Annotated in this window: 14 protein-coding genes and 2 pseudogenes; 7 read left to right on the top strand and 9 right to left on the bottom strand. The window is 68.4% G+C overall.

Going from position 1 to position 13,961, the window contains the following annotated elements; genetic code table 11:
- Positions 1 to 15: 15 nt before the first annotated feature.
- From CFB52_RS29845 to CFB52_RS29830, 4 genes are read right to left on the bottom strand one after another with little or no spacing between them, the layout of a single operon-like run.
- Entirely contained in the window at positions 16 to 798 is a 783-nt protein-coding gene (locus CFB52_RS29845; RefSeq protein WP_099318256.1) for an ABC transporter substrate-binding protein, read from the bottom strand.
- 40 nt (positions 799 to 838) lie between these two features.
- Complete coding sequence (locus CFB52_RS29840; RefSeq protein WP_099318255.1) at positions 839 to 2,275, bottom strand: NAD(P)/FAD-dependent oxidoreductase; 1,437 nt, start codon at positions 2,273 to 2,275, stop codon at positions 839 to 841.
- Positions 2,272 to 2,571, bottom strand: a complete 300-nt coding sequence (locus CFB52_RS29835; RefSeq protein WP_099318254.1) for a (2Fe-2S)-binding protein — start codon at positions 2,569 to 2,571, stop codon at positions 2,272 to 2,274. The genes CFB52_RS29840 and CFB52_RS29835 overlap by 4 nt, the downstream gene beginning before the upstream one ends.
- A complete protein-coding gene (locus CFB52_RS29830) occupies positions 2,564 to 3,688 on the bottom strand; it encodes an FAD-binding oxidoreductase (protein ID WP_099318253.1) in 1,125 nt (374 codons plus the stop codon). The genes CFB52_RS29835 and CFB52_RS29830 overlap by 8 nt, the downstream gene beginning before the upstream one ends.
- Before the next feature lie 149 nt (positions 3,689 to 3,837).
- Between CFB52_RS29830 and CFB52_RS29825 the strand changes: the two genes are divergently transcribed.
- Entirely contained in the window at positions 3,838 to 4,752 is a 915-nt protein-coding gene (locus CFB52_RS29825; protein ID WP_059579298.1) for a LysR substrate-binding domain-containing protein, read from the top strand.
- 86 nt (positions 4,753 to 4,838) lie between these two features.
- On the opposite strand, the gene shc is transcribed toward CFB52_RS29825, so the two are convergent.
- Entirely contained in the window at positions 4,839 to 6,899 is a 2,061-nt protein-coding gene (gene shc, locus CFB52_RS29820) for a squalene--hopene cyclase (protein WP_099318252.1), read from the bottom strand.
- Positions 6,900 to 6,951: 52 nt separating this feature from the next.
- On the opposite strand from shc, the gene CFB52_RS29815 reads away from it, so the two are divergent.
- Entirely contained in the window at positions 6,952 to 7,638 is a 687-nt protein-coding gene (locus tag CFB52_RS29815) for a TetR/AcrR family transcriptional regulator (RefSeq protein WP_099318251.1), read from the top strand.
- A 44-nt stretch (positions 7,639 to 7,682) separates the two neighbouring features.
- On the opposite strand, the pseudogene CFB52_RS29810 reads toward CFB52_RS29815, so the two are convergent.
- Positions 7,683 to 7,823, bottom strand: a pseudogene (locus tag CFB52_RS29810) (NADPH-dependent FMN reductase); the annotation flags it as partial.
- Here CFB52_RS29810 and CFB52_RS35340 point away from each other — a divergent pair.
- Positions 7,812 to 7,889, top strand: a pseudogene (locus CFB52_RS35340) (transcriptional regulator); the annotation flags it as partial. The pseudogenes CFB52_RS29810 and CFB52_RS35340 sit on opposite strands and share 12 nt — an antisense overlap.
- Before the next feature lie 48 nt (positions 7,890 to 7,937).
- Here CFB52_RS35340 and CFB52_RS29800 read toward each other — a convergent pair.
- Genes CFB52_RS29800 through CFB52_RS29790 form a run of 3 tightly spaced genes read right to left on the bottom strand, consistent with a single transcriptional unit; the run spans position 7,938 to position 10,190 of the window.
- Positions 7,938 to 8,303, bottom strand: coding sequence for a hypothetical protein (locus tag CFB52_RS29800; RefSeq protein ID WP_099318250.1), 366 nt, complete (start codon positions 8,301 to 8,303; stop codon positions 7,938 to 7,940).
- Positions 8,300 to 9,247: an alpha/beta hydrolase gene (locus CFB52_RS29795; RefSeq protein WP_099318249.1), complete on the bottom strand. Its 948-nt coding sequence runs from the start codon at positions 9,245 to 9,247 to the stop codon at positions 8,300 to 8,302. Before CFB52_RS29795 ends, CFB52_RS29800 begins: the two co-directional genes overlap by 4 nt.
- 49 nt (positions 9,248 to 9,296) lie before the next feature.
- Positions 9,297 to 10,190 carry a LysR substrate-binding domain-containing protein gene (locus CFB52_RS29790; protein ID WP_099318248.1) on the bottom strand — a complete coding sequence of 298 codons (894 nt, stop codon included), beginning with the start codon at positions 10,188 to 10,190 and terminating at the stop codon, positions 9,297 to 9,299.
- 168 nt (positions 10,191 to 10,358) lie between these two features.
- On the opposite strand from CFB52_RS29790, the gene CFB52_RS29785 reads away from it, so the two are divergent.
- From CFB52_RS29785 to CFB52_RS29765, 4 genes are all read left to right on the top strand, one after another.
- Positions 10,359 to 10,889 (top strand): sugar ABC transporter, encoded by a 531-nt coding sequence (locus tag CFB52_RS29785; RefSeq protein WP_099318247.1) that lies wholly within the window; start codon positions 10,359 to 10,361, stop codon positions 10,887 to 10,889.
- The gene (locus tag CFB52_RS29780; RefSeq protein WP_060009132.1) at positions 10,882 to 11,208 is read left to right on the top strand and encodes a hypothetical protein; all 327 of its coding nucleotides are present in this window, start codon (positions 10,882 to 10,884) and stop codon (positions 11,206 to 11,208) included. Before CFB52_RS29785 ends, CFB52_RS29780 begins: the two co-directional genes overlap by 8 nt.
- A gap of 18 nt (positions 11,209 to 11,226) precedes the next feature.
- Positions 11,227 to 12,072 (top strand): MBL fold metallo-hydrolase, encoded by an 846-nt coding sequence (locus CFB52_RS29775; protein ID WP_099318324.1) that lies wholly within the window; start codon positions 11,227 to 11,229, stop codon positions 12,070 to 12,072.
- 319 nt (positions 12,073 to 12,391) lie between these two features.
- On the top strand, positions 12,392 to 13,957 hold the full coding sequence (locus tag CFB52_RS29765; protein WP_060009129.1) for a methyl-accepting chemotaxis protein: 1,566 nt from the start codon (positions 12,392 to 12,394) through the stop codon (positions 13,955 to 13,957).
- Positions 13,958 to 13,961: the final 4 nt, after the last annotated feature.

Below are 13,961 nucleotides of genomic sequence, written 5' to 3'. Positions count from 1 at the left end.
CGCGCACGCGTGTCGTCAATTCCCGTACATGTCGAAGTCGAAATATTTCGACTGGATCGTGTCGTAGGTGCCGTCGCTGCGAATCTGCGCGATCGCGCGGTTCAGCGCGTCGCGCAGGTCGGTGTCGGTCTTGCGCACGCCGGCCGCATCGCCGTTGCCCATGATCTTCGCGTCGTACACCACGCCGCCCGCGAACGAGAAGCCCTTGCCGCGCGGCGTCGCCAGGAATCCGAGCTGGCCTTGCACCGCATCCATCAGCACGCCGTCGACGCGCCCGGTGACGAGATCCGCGTACGCCTGGTCGTAGCTCGGATACGGCACGACCTCGACCTTCGCGGCCGCCCACTTCTCGCGCGCATAGGTTTCCTGGACCGTGCCCTGCTCGACCGCGACGCGCTTGCCGGCGAGCTTCGCCGCGTCCGGCAGCAGCCCCGACCCGGTACGCGCGATCAGCCGCGTCTGGTTGCGGTACAGGCGGTCGGTGAAGTCGATCTGCCGGCGCCGCTGTTCGGTCGCGGCCATCGACGACAGGATCACGTCGAACTTGCGCGCCTGGAGCCCCGGAATCAGCCCGTCGAAACTGCTCGACACCCACACGCATTTTGCCTTCAGCTTCGCGCACAGCGCGTTGCCGAGATCGATGTCGAAGCCCTTCACGCTGCCGTCGGCCGCGGTCGATTCGAACGGCGGGTAGGTCGGATCGACGCCGATGCGGATGGTCGTCCATTCCTTCGCCGATGCCGGCGACGCGACGGCCATCGCGGCGGCGGCAAGGAGAATCGTGATGCGCGTCTTCATGGTCAGGCTCCGTTCGTGTGGGGAAGAGTGGGCATGCGCGTCAGCTCGGGAATTCGCCGCGCTGAAAATCGTTCGACAGTTCGAGGGCGTCGGCCATCTCGCCGACGGTGACGGGCTTGATCGGCGCGCGGATCCGGTAGTGCCCGACGTCGCCGACGCCGCGTTGCTGCACGTCGGCGATCAGCTCGCCGACCGTCGTGCCGCACCAGCGCCCCTGGCACGGGCCCATCCCGCAGCGCGTGAACGCCTTCATCTGGTTCGGCCCCTGGCAGCCGAGCGTCGCGAGCTGGCGGATCTCGCCGGCCGTGACTTCCTCGCAGCGGCACACGATCGTGTCGTCGTCGGGGCGGCGCAGCGCGGCGGGTGGCGTGTACAGCGCATCGAGCAGCGGGCGCACCGCGAGGTGGCGGCGCAATGCGTGCAGCACCGGGCGTTCGCGTGCGGCCTGCCGTTGCGCATCGAGCGCACCGAGTTGCACGGCGATGTCGAGCGCTGATATTTCGCCGGCCAGTGCCGCCGCCCGTGCGCCGCCGATGCCGGCGCCGTCGCCCGCGATCCACACGTGCGGCACGCTGCTGCGGCCGCGCGCGTCGCACCGCGGCCGCCAGCATGCCGACGACTCGTCCCATTCATGCGCACAGCCGAGCGAGCGCGCGAGCTGCGTCGACGGAACGACGCCCTGATGCAGCAGCACGAGCGACGTGTCGAGCGCTTGCGCGACGCCGTGCGCGTCGCGAAAGCGGATGCGTTCGGCGCGCTCGTCGCCGTCGATGCGGACGTCGGTCGCGCCGCGATAGACGGGAATCCCGGCGTGGCGCACCGCGCGCAGCATGCGCCAGCCCTTGAGCAGATAGTCGGCACCGCGCAGTGCCGGCAGCGCATGCGGGAGCGCGCGGCGCCACGCATCGCGCGGTGTCGTATCGACCAGCGCGCGCACGCGCCGGCCGGCATTCAGCAATTGCGCGGCGAACAGCCACAAAAGCGGGCCGCTGCCCGCGAGCACGGCGTCCGTCGACGGCGCGAGCCCCGACGCTTTCAGCAGCGTCTGCGCGGCGCCGACGCCCATCACGCCGGGCAACGTCCAGCCGGGTACCGGCCACGGCCGCTCCTGCGCGCCGGTCGCGATCAGCACCGCGCGCGCGCCGATGTCGAGCGTGCCGCGCGACGGGCCGCCTTGCGTGAGCATCGCGACGGGTTCCGGCTCGAACGCGATTTGCCACACGACGCTGCGCGGCAGGTAATGCGCGCCGCTGGCGAGCAGGCCGTCCACGAGCGGGCGGCCGGCCGCGTAGTCGGCGCCGAGCCATTGCGCGAGCGGCGCCGGCGCATCGGCCACGTTGCGGTAGATCTGGCCGCCGGGCGCGCGGCCCTCGTCCGCGACGACCACCGACAAGCCGGCCGCGCGCGCGGCAATCGCCGCCGCCATTCCGGCCGGCCCGGCGCCGACGATCAGCAGGTCGCACTGGCGGCGCGTCATGCGAACCTCGCCTTGCCGTGCATCGTGCGCACCTGCATGCCGTCGGCGACGGGCGTCATGCAGCCTTGCACGTTCGGCACGCCGTCGATTTCGACGAGGCAGTCGAAGCACACGCCCATCATGCAGAACGGGCCGCGCGGCGCGCCGCTCACGGCGCTCGTGCGGCACGCGGCCGAACCGGCGGCGAGCATCGCGGCCGCGACGCTGTCGTGTGCGGGCACGTCGTGCGGCGTGCCGTCGATATGGATGCGCACGCGGTCGAGCATCGCGGCGGCGGGAATGAGGGATTCAAACATGCCGGGCTTCCGTGGGCGCGGCGAAGCGCGCGGTGGTAAAGGCGGACAGGTCGGCCGGCGCGGCGCCGCCGGCGATCCACGGCGCGACGAGATCGGCGTGGGCCGCCGCGAGCGTCACGCCGCTGTGGCAGATCGCGATGAATGCGCCGGGATACGTGGCCGACGCTTCGTAGACGGGCAAGCCGTCGGGCGTCATGATGCGCAGCGCACCCCACGCGCGCACGATGCGCGCATGGGCCAGCGCCGGGAACGCGGCGCGGGCGCGGCGCGCGATGTCGACCATCGCCGGGCGCGTCTGGCCGTCGTCGAAGCCGACGTCTTCGGCGGAGTCGCCGAGCAATACCGATCCTTCCGAGGTCTGCCGGACGACGAGCGTCGGATAGTCGAGAAACGGCGCGACGCGCTCGGTGACCATGATCTGGCCGCGCAACGGCGAGATCGGGGCGCGCAGGTCGACCATCGGCGCGAGCCGCGCGTTGTCGAGGCCGGCCGCGAGCACCACGCGCCCGGCTTCGAGCCGCGCATCGCGCGTGTCGATCTCGAAGCGCCCGGCGCGCGGGCGGATCTCGGCGACTTCGCTGCGCGGCAGATAGATGCCGCCGCACTGCTGGAACGCCTGCAGCATCGCGCGCAGCGTGACGAGCGGATTCGCGTGACCGTCGTTCGGCGACCAGAGCGCGCCGGCGAGCGACGGCGATGCCGCGGGAACGAGACGGCGCAGCGCCGCCGGATCGAGTACTTCGTACGACAGCGCGGCTTCCTGCCGGCGCAGCGATTCGAGCAGGTCGGTCGCGCTGTCCAGTTCCGTGCGATGTTCGAACAGCTCGATGCCGCCCGGGCGTTCGAACGCGCAGTCCACGCCCGTTTCGCGCTGCAACTGCGCGGCGAACGCATGCCAGCGCTCGGACGATTCGCGTGACCAGCGCGCATACGGCAGGCAGCGGCCGCCTTTGCCCTGCACCCACACGAGCCCGAAATTGCCGCGCGCCGCGCGAAACGCGATGTCGTCGCCGTCGCACACCGCGACGCGTTGGCCGAGACGCGCGAGGCCCCACGCGATGGCCATGCCGACGAGGCCGCCGCCGGCCACGACGACGTCGAAGCGGCGCGCGGTCATGCGCGGCTCCGTTGTCGCGGGTGAGGCGGTTGCGTGTTATATCCCATGGCGGCGCGTCTCCTTGCTTTCGGTACGTTGCGGAACCGATGTTCGGACAGGCAAAATGGGCTGTCCAATACAGCTTGATCAACGATCCATAATCCAGTGTTATGACCACGCCCTCGCTCAGGATTCGCCAGATCGAAGCGTTTCGTGCGGTGATGCAGCGTCATACCGTCACGCGCGCGGCGCGCGAGCTCCATATCTCGCAGCCGGCCGTGAGCCGGCTGATCGCCGATCTCGAGGCGCGGATCGGCTTCGTGCTGTTCGAGCGGCAGCAGGGCCGCTTCACGCCGACCGCGCAGGCGCGCGTGCTGTACGAGGAAGTCGAGCGCGCGTTCGTCGGCCTCGATCGCGTCGCGCAGGCCGCCGAGCAGATCCGCGCGATGCGGCGCGGCACGCTGCGCGTGGCCGGCTCGCCCGCCGTCGCGCTCGATCTGCTGCCGGAGCTCGTCACGCGTTTCTCGCACGCGCATCCGGGCGTCGACATCACGCTGCTCGCGCACAGTGCGTCGACCGTCGTCGACAAGGTCGCGTCGGGGCAGTGCGATGTCGGGCTGATCGCCGAGCCCGTTCCGCATCCGGCCGTGCGCGGCGAGCGGCTCGCGGAAAGCGCGATGCGCTGCATCGTGCCGCGCGGGCACCGGCTCGCGCGCAAGCGCGTCGTGCGGCCGGCCGATCTGCGCGGCGAACCGTTCATCTCGTTTCCGCCGAGTTTCGAGGCGCGCAGCGCGATCGACCGCGTTTTCGTGGAAGCCGGCGTGGCGCGCGTGCTGTCGATCGAGGCGCAACTGTCACGGACGATCGTCGCGTTCGTCGCGAACGGCGCGGGCGTCGCGCTGATCGATCCGGTGACGGCCGCGTATGCGGGCGAGCGCGTGGCCGTCAAGCCGTTCGAGCCGGCCGTGCCAGATCACTTCTACCTGGTGACGTCCGCGTCGCAGCCGCTGTCGATGATCGGCGATGCGTTCTGCGCGGATTTGCGCGACGCGTTCGCGCGGATGCGGACGCCGCGCGACGCGTGAGCGGGGAAGGGGGACGAAACGTGTGTCGAGCACGCCGGACGCCGGCGGGCGTGCCGGCGTGTTGCCGTGTCGGCCGGGATTCCGGCTCAGGCGAGCGCGCTGTCCGTTGCGCGTGGGGCGGGCGCGCCGGACGCGGACGACGTGGTTGCACCCGCATCCTTCGCGCCCGCAAGCCGCCGATAACGCGCGAGTGCCCACAGCGGGAAGTACGCGGTATAGCCGTGATACTTCAGGTAGAAAATGCGCGGAAAGCCCGGCGCATTGTGCGAACGGTGCCACCAGAAGCCGTCTTCCTGCTGCACCGACAGCAGATACGCGATGCCGCGCCGCACCGAATCGGATTCGCAGTCGCCGAACGCCATCTGTGCGAGCAGCGCCCACGCGGTGCAGTTCGACGTGCTCTCGCCGCCATTCGTGCCGGCTAGTTTCGGGTCGATGTAACTGTCGTTCGTCTCGCCCCAGCCGCCGTCCGCATGCTGCCGCGCGCGCAGCCAGTCGAGCGCGCGTGCGATATAGGGCTGTGACTTGTCCTCGCCGGCGAGCGCGAGGCCGGCCAGCACGCTCCACGTGCCGTACAGGTAGTTCGTGCCCCAGCGGCCCCACCAGCTGCCGTCGGGCTGCTGCGTGCGTTTCACGTAGTCGATCGCGCGGGCGAGCGACGCACGGTCGTCCGCGCGCTTCGCCACGCCGAAGCACAGCAGCACGCGGCCCGATACGTCTTCCGTGGGCGGATCGAGCAGCGCGCCATGGTCGGCGAACGGGATCGCGTTCAGATACATGCGGTCGCAGTCGGCGTCGAACGCCGCGAAGCCGCCGTTGCGCGATTGCAGCCCGCGCATCCAGTCGAGCGCGCGCGCGACGCGCGACGCGTACGGATTCGTGCCGTCCGCGTGGCGATGCGTGCGGCCGCGGCGATCGAGCATCGCGGTGACGACCGCCGTATCGTCGATGTCCGGGTAGTACGGGTTCGCGTACTGGAACGCCCAGCCGCCCGGTTCGACGCCGGCCGGTGCGTTCTCGATCCAGTCGCCGCGCAGGTCGTTCACCTGCCGCCCGGCCAGCCAGTCGTACGCGCGAGCGATGCGTGCATCGAGCTCGCGCAGCGCGCCGGCCGACTCGCCGGCTTCCGGCGCAGCGACGCCGCGCGCCTGTTCGAGCGCCATCGTGCTCCACGCGGTGTCCCACACCGGCGACAGGCACGGCTGGCAATACATGCTGCCGTCCGGCCGCGTGACCAGCAGCTTCTCCAGCGCGTTCTCGCAGTCGCGCCGCAGCGGATGATCGTCCGGGTAGCCGAGCACCTGCATCATCTGATAGCTGTAGACGATCGGCGGGAAGATGCCGCCGAGCCCGTCCTCGCCGTTCATCCGTTGCGCGCACCACGCTTCCGCGTGCCGGATCGCGCGCTGCCGCAAGCGCTTCGGCAGCAGCGGCTCGATAGGGCGGACGGCGCGGTCGAGCGCGAGGAACAACCGGCGCATGCCACGCGCGGGCGGGAAGTACTGGCGCTCTTGCTCCGGCGGCGTGACGAACAGCTCGCGGATCGACACGTTGCGCGGATTGCGCGCACGCGCCTTCAGCGAGCACAGCACCAGCAGCGGCACCATCGTCGTGCGCGCCCAGTACGCGACCTTGTACATCGAGATCGGCACCCACTTCGGGAACAGCACGAATTCGACCGGCATGAACGGCGTCGCCCGCCACGGCACCTGGCCGAACGTCGCGAGCAGGATGCGCGTGAACACGTTCGCGCGCGCCGCGCCGCCGAGCGTCAGGATCGCGTCGCGCGCGCGGATCATGTGCGGCGCCCGTTCGCTGTCGCCGGCCGCCTTCAGCGCGAAGTACGCCTTCACGCTGCACGACACGTCCGGCGCGCCGTCGACGTACAGATCCCATGCGCCATGCGTGTCGAGCCGCTGGTTCGCGCGCAGGTAGCGCGCCATCTTCTCCTGGCGCACGTCGTCGATCTTGTCCATGAAATGCATCATCAGGATGTATTCCGCGGTGATCGTCGCGTCGGATTCGAGTTCGAAACACCAGCTGCCGTCGGGCTGCTGAAGGCGCACGAGTGCGTCGCGTCCGCGCGCGATGGCCGTGTCGAGCGCGGACCAGGGAGAGGGGGTAGTCTTGTTCATGCGGCGGATCATACCATCCAGATGGAATGTTTATATCGAGACGGGCGGTGCTACCATCCGCGTCATGAAAAAACGCCTCGAACCCACGCCGCGCGACGTGTCCGCGCCTGTCGAACCGGCTGGAACGCCCGGTGCACGCGCGCCTGTAGGATCATCGGCGCCGCCGGCTACCGCTGTGGCCGGCGTGCGGCGAAAAAAAGCGCCGGACCAGGTGCGCGCGCAATTGCTGGCGGCCGCGTCGGAGATCGCGACGCATCACGGCGTGGCCGCATTGACCCTCGATGCGGTGGCCGAGCGTGCCGGCGTGACGAAAGGCGCGCTGCAATATCACTTCGCGAACAAGCAGGGGCTGCTGGATGCGCTGTTCGGGCAGGCGACCGAACGGTTCGGCGCGCAACTGGCCGCGCGGATGGCGGCCGATTCCAGTGGCGACGGCGCGGCGGCGCGCGCGTATCTGCACGCGGTGCTCGATGCCGCCAACCCGGCTGCGAGTATCGATGTGCTGCGCGTGCTGGTCGCGTCGATGATCACCGAGCAGGACACGCGTGCGCGCTGGTCGGTGCCGATGCGCGAATGGACACGGCCCGACCCGGTGCCGCTCGAGCGGGCCGCGACGCTGATGATCTGCCGGCTCGCCGCCGACGGGTTGTGGATTTCCGAACTGCTCGACAGCGTCGAGCTGTCGGCCGAATTGCGCGCGGAGATCGTTCGGCAGCTCGATGCGATGAGCAAGGGCGTGTTTCCGAAGTGATGCGCGGCGCGGGAATCGATCGTCGAATTCGGAGAAGCCTGGCGTCAGTCGCCGCGTGACTGGCCGGCACGAAGCTGGCCGGCAATCATCGCGACGCGTGCGCCATAGCGGCGGGCCGTTTCGAGATCGCCCGGCGACATTTCTTCAGGCGACGCATCGGCCGGCGTCTGCGCCATCGGCGCAATCTTTCGCCGCGCGTGCGGGCTTTCATGGACTGGATCGCGGGTGTGTTGGAGCCCTATCTGGATTAGCGGAGGGGAGCGGCGGTTCGAAGTACCGGCGGATGCGATCGCTTTGCGTCACGCAAACTTGCCGAAATCCACGGGTTCCTTGATGAATTTTCCGGTCGCCAGCAGCGCCCGCTCGATGTCCGTGACGATGACCCGGTTGTTCACCGGCGCGGTGGCACACCAGCCCCAGATATCGTCGTCGATTTCATAGTCGCCGCGATCATACGTCCAATAGCTGAAATAGCGGTCCTGCGACAAGGCGACGTGCGGGTCGTCGAGGCCGTCCGGATGCGCGAGCCGGACGGCATGCAGCGCATCCCGGAGGATCTCGGCGATATCCGGAAAGTCGGCTGCGCGGTGGTCATCGAGTATTTCGACCAGCAGATCGCTACCGTGATAAACAGGCCGAACCCGGAATCGAATCAGGTGCGTCATCGCGCGTTTTTCCGTTGCGAAAGCGCAGGATGACCCAGGCCGCCGCCATTCGGCTCCCGAACGAATGCCGAAATGGCTTCCACGACACCGCTTGCCAAAGGAAGATCCGGATCCGAGTACGCGGCAAGGTTGTCGTCCCGCGCGTCCGCGTGGACGGTTTTGAGCACGTGATCGGCATTCGCGACAATTGTCAGCCGGGCGCGTGGATTCGCGTCCTTCAACCGCTGCGCATCCTGCACGTCAACCTGAATATCGCGCGCGCCCTGCACGATCAGCACCGGCTTCGTATAGCCAGTGAGAAGGGCGGCCGGATCGATCGCCAATTCGCTCATCAGGAACCGCTGAACCTGCGGCCTGAACAACGCCATCAGCGCGGGATCGATGTCGGCCGCGTCGACCGTCTTCCCGGCTTCGAGCGATTCGAGTATCGACATCGCGTTGCTCAGTACACCGGCATTCGCGGGGTTCGACTGCAGTTGCTGCGCCAATACCTGTCCGAGCGGCCGTCCCGGTGTTGACACGAGGATCAGACCGGAAATATCGGCGGTCTGCCGCGCCGCCAACAACGCGACCCATCCTCCCTCGCTATGCCCGAGCACCCATACCCGGCGCGCACCGGTCCGCGTCCGGATGGCGGCCACCCACGCGCGGACGTCTGCTGCGTAGTCGTCGATCGTGACGTCGTCCGCATCCGCGATCGCCGAAGCGCTACCGTACATGCCGCGCTTGTCGATGCGAACCGACGCGATGCCTCGATCGAGCAATCCTTCGGCTAGCAAACGATAGGTCGATGCCCGAATGCCGTAGGGATTGTTGCCGTTCCGGTCAGTCGGGCCCGATCCCGGCACGATCAGCACCACCGGAACATCGGCCGTCGCAGGAGACAACAGCGTGCCGCGCAGCGGGCCGGCGGGCCCCGGGGCTTCGATATCGGTCTGCATCATCCGTAAAGAGCTTTCCTGATCCGTGTCGCGATGAACGTCGGGCGCGGCATCAACGCACCAACCCTCGCGCCTCGCCCAGCACCCACTCCGCAAACGCCCGCACCGGCGCCGCGCTCAATTCGATCGGCTCGGGCAGCACGAGGCAGAAGTGCTTGGTAATCGCATTGCCGTCGGGCCAGGGCGCGACCAGCCGCCCTTGTTCAAGTTCGGACCCGACGTAAAGGCGCGGCACCAGGGCGACGCCCAGCCCGGCCAGCGCGGCCTCGATCAGCATCGAATGGAGATCGTATCGTGGGCCGACCGCCGAATTGGTCAGCTCGATGCCGGTCTCCTGCGCATAGATTTGCCACGCGTCGGGATTCTGCCGCCGGTGAAGGCGCGGCAGCGCATCCAGCGACGGGTGCGCGCCGACGCCTTCGAGAAGCGCCGGACTGCAGACGGGTACCAGCACCTCTTCCAGCAGCGGATGCAGATGCATGCCGGCCCAGGCCGGATGTTCGAAATGAACGGCCGCGTCGAATCCGCTGCCGGCCAGGAGGAAGGGCTCCATCCGTTCGGCGATATGCACGGTGACGTTCGGATGGCGATCCTGAAAGCGCTTGAGCCGCGGGATCAGCCAGCGGGTCGCGAAGGTCGGAATCGCGGCGATGTCGATGCTCGCGCCTTCGACGGGCTGCCCCATCAGATACAGGCTGTCCCGTTCGAGCCGATCCAGAATCTCGCGCACCTGTACCGCGTATCGCGTGCCGTTGGGCGCGAGCCGCACCCGGTTGCCGACGCGTTCGAACAGCGTCACGCCGAGGAATGCCTCCAGCCGGCCGATCTGGCGACTGACGGCGCCCTCGGTGCGCGCCAGCTCGTCCGCGGCGCGGGCGAAGCTGCCGTGTCGGGCCGCCGCCTCGAAGGCCAGGAGCGCGGAATTGCTCGGGATCTTGCGTCGCATCGGAGTCTCGCGGTCGGAGCGCGTTCGACCGTCAGCTTGAACAAATATCACTGAAGGCTGACTTTAAGTCGATATCTACGCGGAAAACAGCAGATTAGCATTACGTCACTGCACTGAATATCCCGCATTCGAAGCGCGGGATGCCGATCCGTCACACAGGACAATCCGATGATCTACACCGTGGAATGCACCTTCGCCGACCCTGCCGGCGAAGCCGAATGGAACGACTTCTACAGTCTCGAAAAGCTGCCGGCCCTCATCTCGGTCAGCGGCTTTCACACGTCGCAGCGTTTCAAGGCGATCGGCGCCGGCTGCCCCGTTTATCTGGCCGTTCACACGATCGATGGTCTCGACGTGCTGACCGGCGATGAATATCGGCGCAAAGGCGGCGGCAATTTCGCGCGTTGGCAGCAACACATCACCGACTGGCACCGCAATCTCTACAGCGATATCGGTCGTGCGCCGGCGGTCGATGCCGACGAACTGCTCGCGCTGAGCGCCAGCGGACCCGACCCGTTGATCGGATTGGGCCTGAAGCCGCTGGCCATGCAGGCCGTGGCGCTGGAGCGGTATCCGGCGCGCCGCTGGCTCGCGGTCCTGCCGCGGAGCGATGCCCCTGTCGCCGGGAACGTGCCGGCCGGCCTCGACCTGTACGCGCCGATCACGGAGCAACTCGCAAAAGGGGCCCGCGATGCCTAACGTGACTTTCCATATCGATGCACGGCGCATGCCGCCTGACGCACGCCTTGACGAACTTTCCGGCGACTGCATCGAACTCTGTACGGATGTTCTTCAGGCGGAGCCGCGGAACGTCCACGTCATCTACGTGGCGGTTCGGCACGGATGCGGGCATCCCGTTTTCGCGGAAATCCAGTATCGCGAGGCGTCGCTTCGCTCGCCCGCGGTCATGCATGCATTCATGGAGGCGCTGGATCGCGCCGTCGTGCGCCGCACGGGCCTGACGGCACGCATCCGTTGTTTCGGTCATGCCGAGCCGAACCTTCACGCCCGAAACTAGCCACTCCGGAGAAGCATGGTGTCCAACATGACGTTTCCCGGCCGGCGTGTCGGGGATTTCACGATCACCGCGATCAGCGACGGCTACCTGACGGCCGGCCTCGATGTCCTGTCGAATATCGACGTGGCCGATGCTGCCGGGATGCAGCGTGCGGCCGGCCAGCAGCAGCCGTCCGCCGTGCATATCAATTGCTACGTGGTGCGCGGCGCGGGCCGCACGATTCTCGTCGACGCAGGGGCTGGCGGCATCAAACAATGGGGCGGCCGCCTGAAGGACAATTTGCGGCTCGCCGGTATCGATCCTGCCGCGATCGACACCGTCCTGCTCACGCACGCCCATCCCGATCACGTCGGCGGGCTCGTGAATGGGGCCGGACAGGTTGCGTTTCCGAATGCGGAGCTGGTCGCGCATCGGCGCGAGGTCGAATTCTGGCGGGACGATGGCAACCTGAGCCGCGCCAGCGAGCGCGCCCGCGGCAATTTCCGGATCGCGCGTCAGGTATTCGACGCTTACGGCGACGCGCTTCGGGTCTTCGATGCAGGCAAGGTGCTGCCGGGGATCACGGCCCTGCCGCTGCCGGGGCATACCGACGGACATACCGGATACGTGCTCGAATCCGGCGATCAGGGCCTGCTCGTGTGGGGCGATATCGTGCATTTTCCGCACATCCAGATCAAGCGGCCGGACGTGTCGATTGCGTTCGACCACGATGCGTCGCAGGCGGTGGCGACGCGTTCGCGGCTGCTCGACCGGGTCAGCTCGGAACGGCTGCTGATCGCCGGCATGCATCTGGGAGAAGCGGGGTTCGCGCGAATCAGGAGAACGAACGGCGAATACGGCCTGTTTTACGAGACCGACGCGTGACGCGATGCCGGCGACCGGCGACCGGCGGGCGATGGTGAAGGACGCGTGGGAAAACGTTTGGCGGACCGCCGCGCACCCGCGCGACGCGTCGGCCGACGAGATTCGTTCGAGGTCCGGCGACGGCCGGTAGCCGCGCTGCTTCCGCCTCTCTCTGTCGCAATCGTCCAGATTCGCGTCGCGTGCGGATAAAAGCCGCCCGTTTCCCGCGCCGTTAACGTGTTCGCAGCCCCGCGCCGCGTATTGCGCGATGGCGCGCGTCGTTCGTGTTCCGGAATTCACCTCCGCCGCTGGCCGTGCCGGGCCGGCTCAAGGGAACGTCATGCGAAAACAACTCACTATCCGTGGTGGCCTCCTCGCGACCATCGCCGGCTATACCGTGCTGCTCGTGCTGGTGGTCGGCGCCTGCATCGCGGCCCTTTACATGGGCAACGGCTCGCTCGAGGCGATGTATCGCGACGATACCGCGTCGCTGCTGCACCTGAAGACCAGCTCCGAGCGCATGCTCGTGCTGCGCGAACGCATGAGCGACGTCGCGCAGATCATCAGCGCCGGCCAGCCCGCGAAGGCGGAAGTCGCGCAACTCCACACGCTGCTCAGGCAGAGCAACGACGAACTGGACGCGTACGCGCGTCTGCACGCGCGCGACGCCGGCGAACAGGCGCTGTTCGACACGCTGCAGACCCATCGTCGCGCGCTGCTCGACCGCGTGTTCCTGAAGGCGCTGTCGCAGCTCGACGGCGACGACGCATTCAACTTTCTCGACACGCAGCGCACCGCGCCGCCCGCGCTGTTCGCGGCCTACCAGGCGGCGATCGACGCGCTCGAATCGTTCCAGGTCACGCGCCAGAAGGCGCGCTACGATGCGGCCGGCGTCAATTTCCACCGAATCGTGTGGGGGATGGGCGTGGTCGCGGTGCTGGCGCTCGTCGTCGGCTTCGTTGCGCAGCGCGTGCTTGCGAAAGCGATCATCGAGCCGATCAACCTCGCGGTCGATCAGTTCGAGAAAATCTCGAAAGGCGACCTGACCGGCGCGGTCGTCGTGCCGGGCGAGAACGAGATGGCGTATCTGCTGAACGCGCTGAAGCGGATGCAGGACGGCCTCGTCGATACCGTGAGCCAGGTGCGCGCGAGCACCGAGACGATCGTCGGCGACGTGCGCACGATCGCGAGCGGCAACGTCGACCTGTCCGCGCGCACCGAGCAGCAGGCCGTATCGCTGCAGCAGGCGGCCGCGAGCGTCGAGCAACTGACGGCGGCCGTGCGCCAGAACGCGGACAACGCGCGCGATGCGCGCACGTACGTCGAGGGCGCGGCCGGCATCGCGTCGCGCGGCGGCGAAGCGATGCAGCGCGTCGTCGAGACGATGTCCGAAATCTCGCAGAGCTCCACGCGCATCTCCGGCATCGTCGGCGTGATCGAGAGCATTGCGTTTCAGACGAACATTCTCGCGTTGAACGCCGCCGTCGAAGCCGCGCGCGCGGGCGAGCAGGGGCGCGGGTTCGCGGTCGTCGCGACCGAGGTGCGCGGGCTCGCGCAGCGCTGTGCCGCCGCGGCGAAGGAAATTCGCGAGCTGATCGGCCATTCCGCGCGACGCGTCGAAGACGGCAGCGGCCTCGTCGCGCTGGCCGGCTCGGCGATGGCCGAGCTCGTCGCGGCGGTCGAGCGCGTCAACGCGATCATGGGCGAAACCAGCCAGGCATTCGACGAGCAGTCGTCGGGCATCGAGCAGGTGAACGCCGCGGTGATCCAGATGGAGCAGACGATGCAGCGCAATGCCGCGCTGGTCGAGGAGGCGGCGGCCGCGGCGCTGTCGCTCGACGAACAGGGCGCGCGGCTGAGCGCGGCGGTCGCGCAGTTCCGTCTGCGCGAAGCGGCGCTCGCGTGACGGG

Origin of the sequence: Burkholderia sp. AU18528, from assembly GCF_002223215.2 — a bacterium.
GTDB lineage: Bacteria > Pseudomonadota > Gammaproteobacteria > Burkholderiales > Burkholderiaceae > Burkholderia > Burkholderia semiarida.
This window is presented reverse-complemented; position numbering and strand designations above follow the sequence as displayed.

What these genes read in the sequence shown, in the direction of transcription:
- CFB52_RS29830 (WP_099318253.1), bottom strand. Translation starts at nt 3,688, where the DNA reads ATGACCGCGCGCCGCTTCGACGTCGTCGTGGCCGGCGGCGGCCTCGTC.
- CFB52_RS29795 (WP_099318249.1), bottom strand. Translation starts at nt 9,247, where the DNA reads ATGATGCAGACCGATATCGAAGCCCCGGGGCCCGCCGGCCCGCTGCGC.
- CFB52_RS29765 (WP_060009129.1), top strand. Translation starts at nt 12,392, where the DNA reads ATGCGAAAACAACTCACTATCCGTGGTGGCCTCCTCGCGACCATCGCC.
- CFB52_RS29815 (WP_099318251.1), top strand. Translation starts at nt 6,952, where the DNA reads ATGAAAAAACGCCTCGAACCCACGCCGCGCGACGTGTCCGCGCCTGTC.
- CFB52_RS29790 (WP_099318248.1), bottom strand. Translation starts at nt 10,190, where the DNA reads ATGCGACGCAAGATCCCGAGCAATTCCGCGCTCCTGGCCTTCGAGGCG.
- shc (WP_099318252.1), bottom strand. Translation starts at nt 6,899, where the DNA reads ATGATCCGCCGCATGAACAAGACTACCCCCTCTCCCTGGTCCGCGCTC.
- CFB52_RS29780 (WP_060009132.1), top strand. Translation starts at nt 10,882, where the DNA reads ATGCCTAACGTGACTTTCCATATCGATGCACGGCGCATGCCGCCTGAC.
- CFB52_RS29835 (WP_099318254.1), bottom strand. Translation starts at nt 2,571, where the DNA reads ATGTTTGAATCCCTCATTCCCGCCGCCGCGATGCTCGACCGCGTGCGC.
- CFB52_RS29840 (WP_099318255.1), bottom strand. Translation starts at nt 2,275, where the DNA reads ATGACGCGCCGCCAGTGCGACCTGCTGATCGTCGGCGCCGGGCCGGCC.
- CFB52_RS29845 (WP_099318256.1), bottom strand. Translation starts at nt 798, where the DNA reads ATGAAGACGCGCATCACGATTCTCCTTGCCGCCGCCGCGATGGCCGTC.
- CFB52_RS29825 (WP_059579298.1), top strand. Translation starts at nt 3,838, where the DNA reads ATGACCACGCCCTCGCTCAGGATTCGCCAGATCGAAGCGTTTCGTGCG.
- CFB52_RS29785 (WP_099318247.1), top strand. Translation starts at nt 10,359, where the DNA reads ATGATCTACACCGTGGAATGCACCTTCGCCGACCCTGCCGGCGAAGCC.
- CFB52_RS29800 (WP_099318250.1), bottom strand. Translation starts at nt 8,303, where the DNA reads ATGACGCACCTGATTCGATTCCGGGTTCGGCCTGTTTATCACGGTAGC.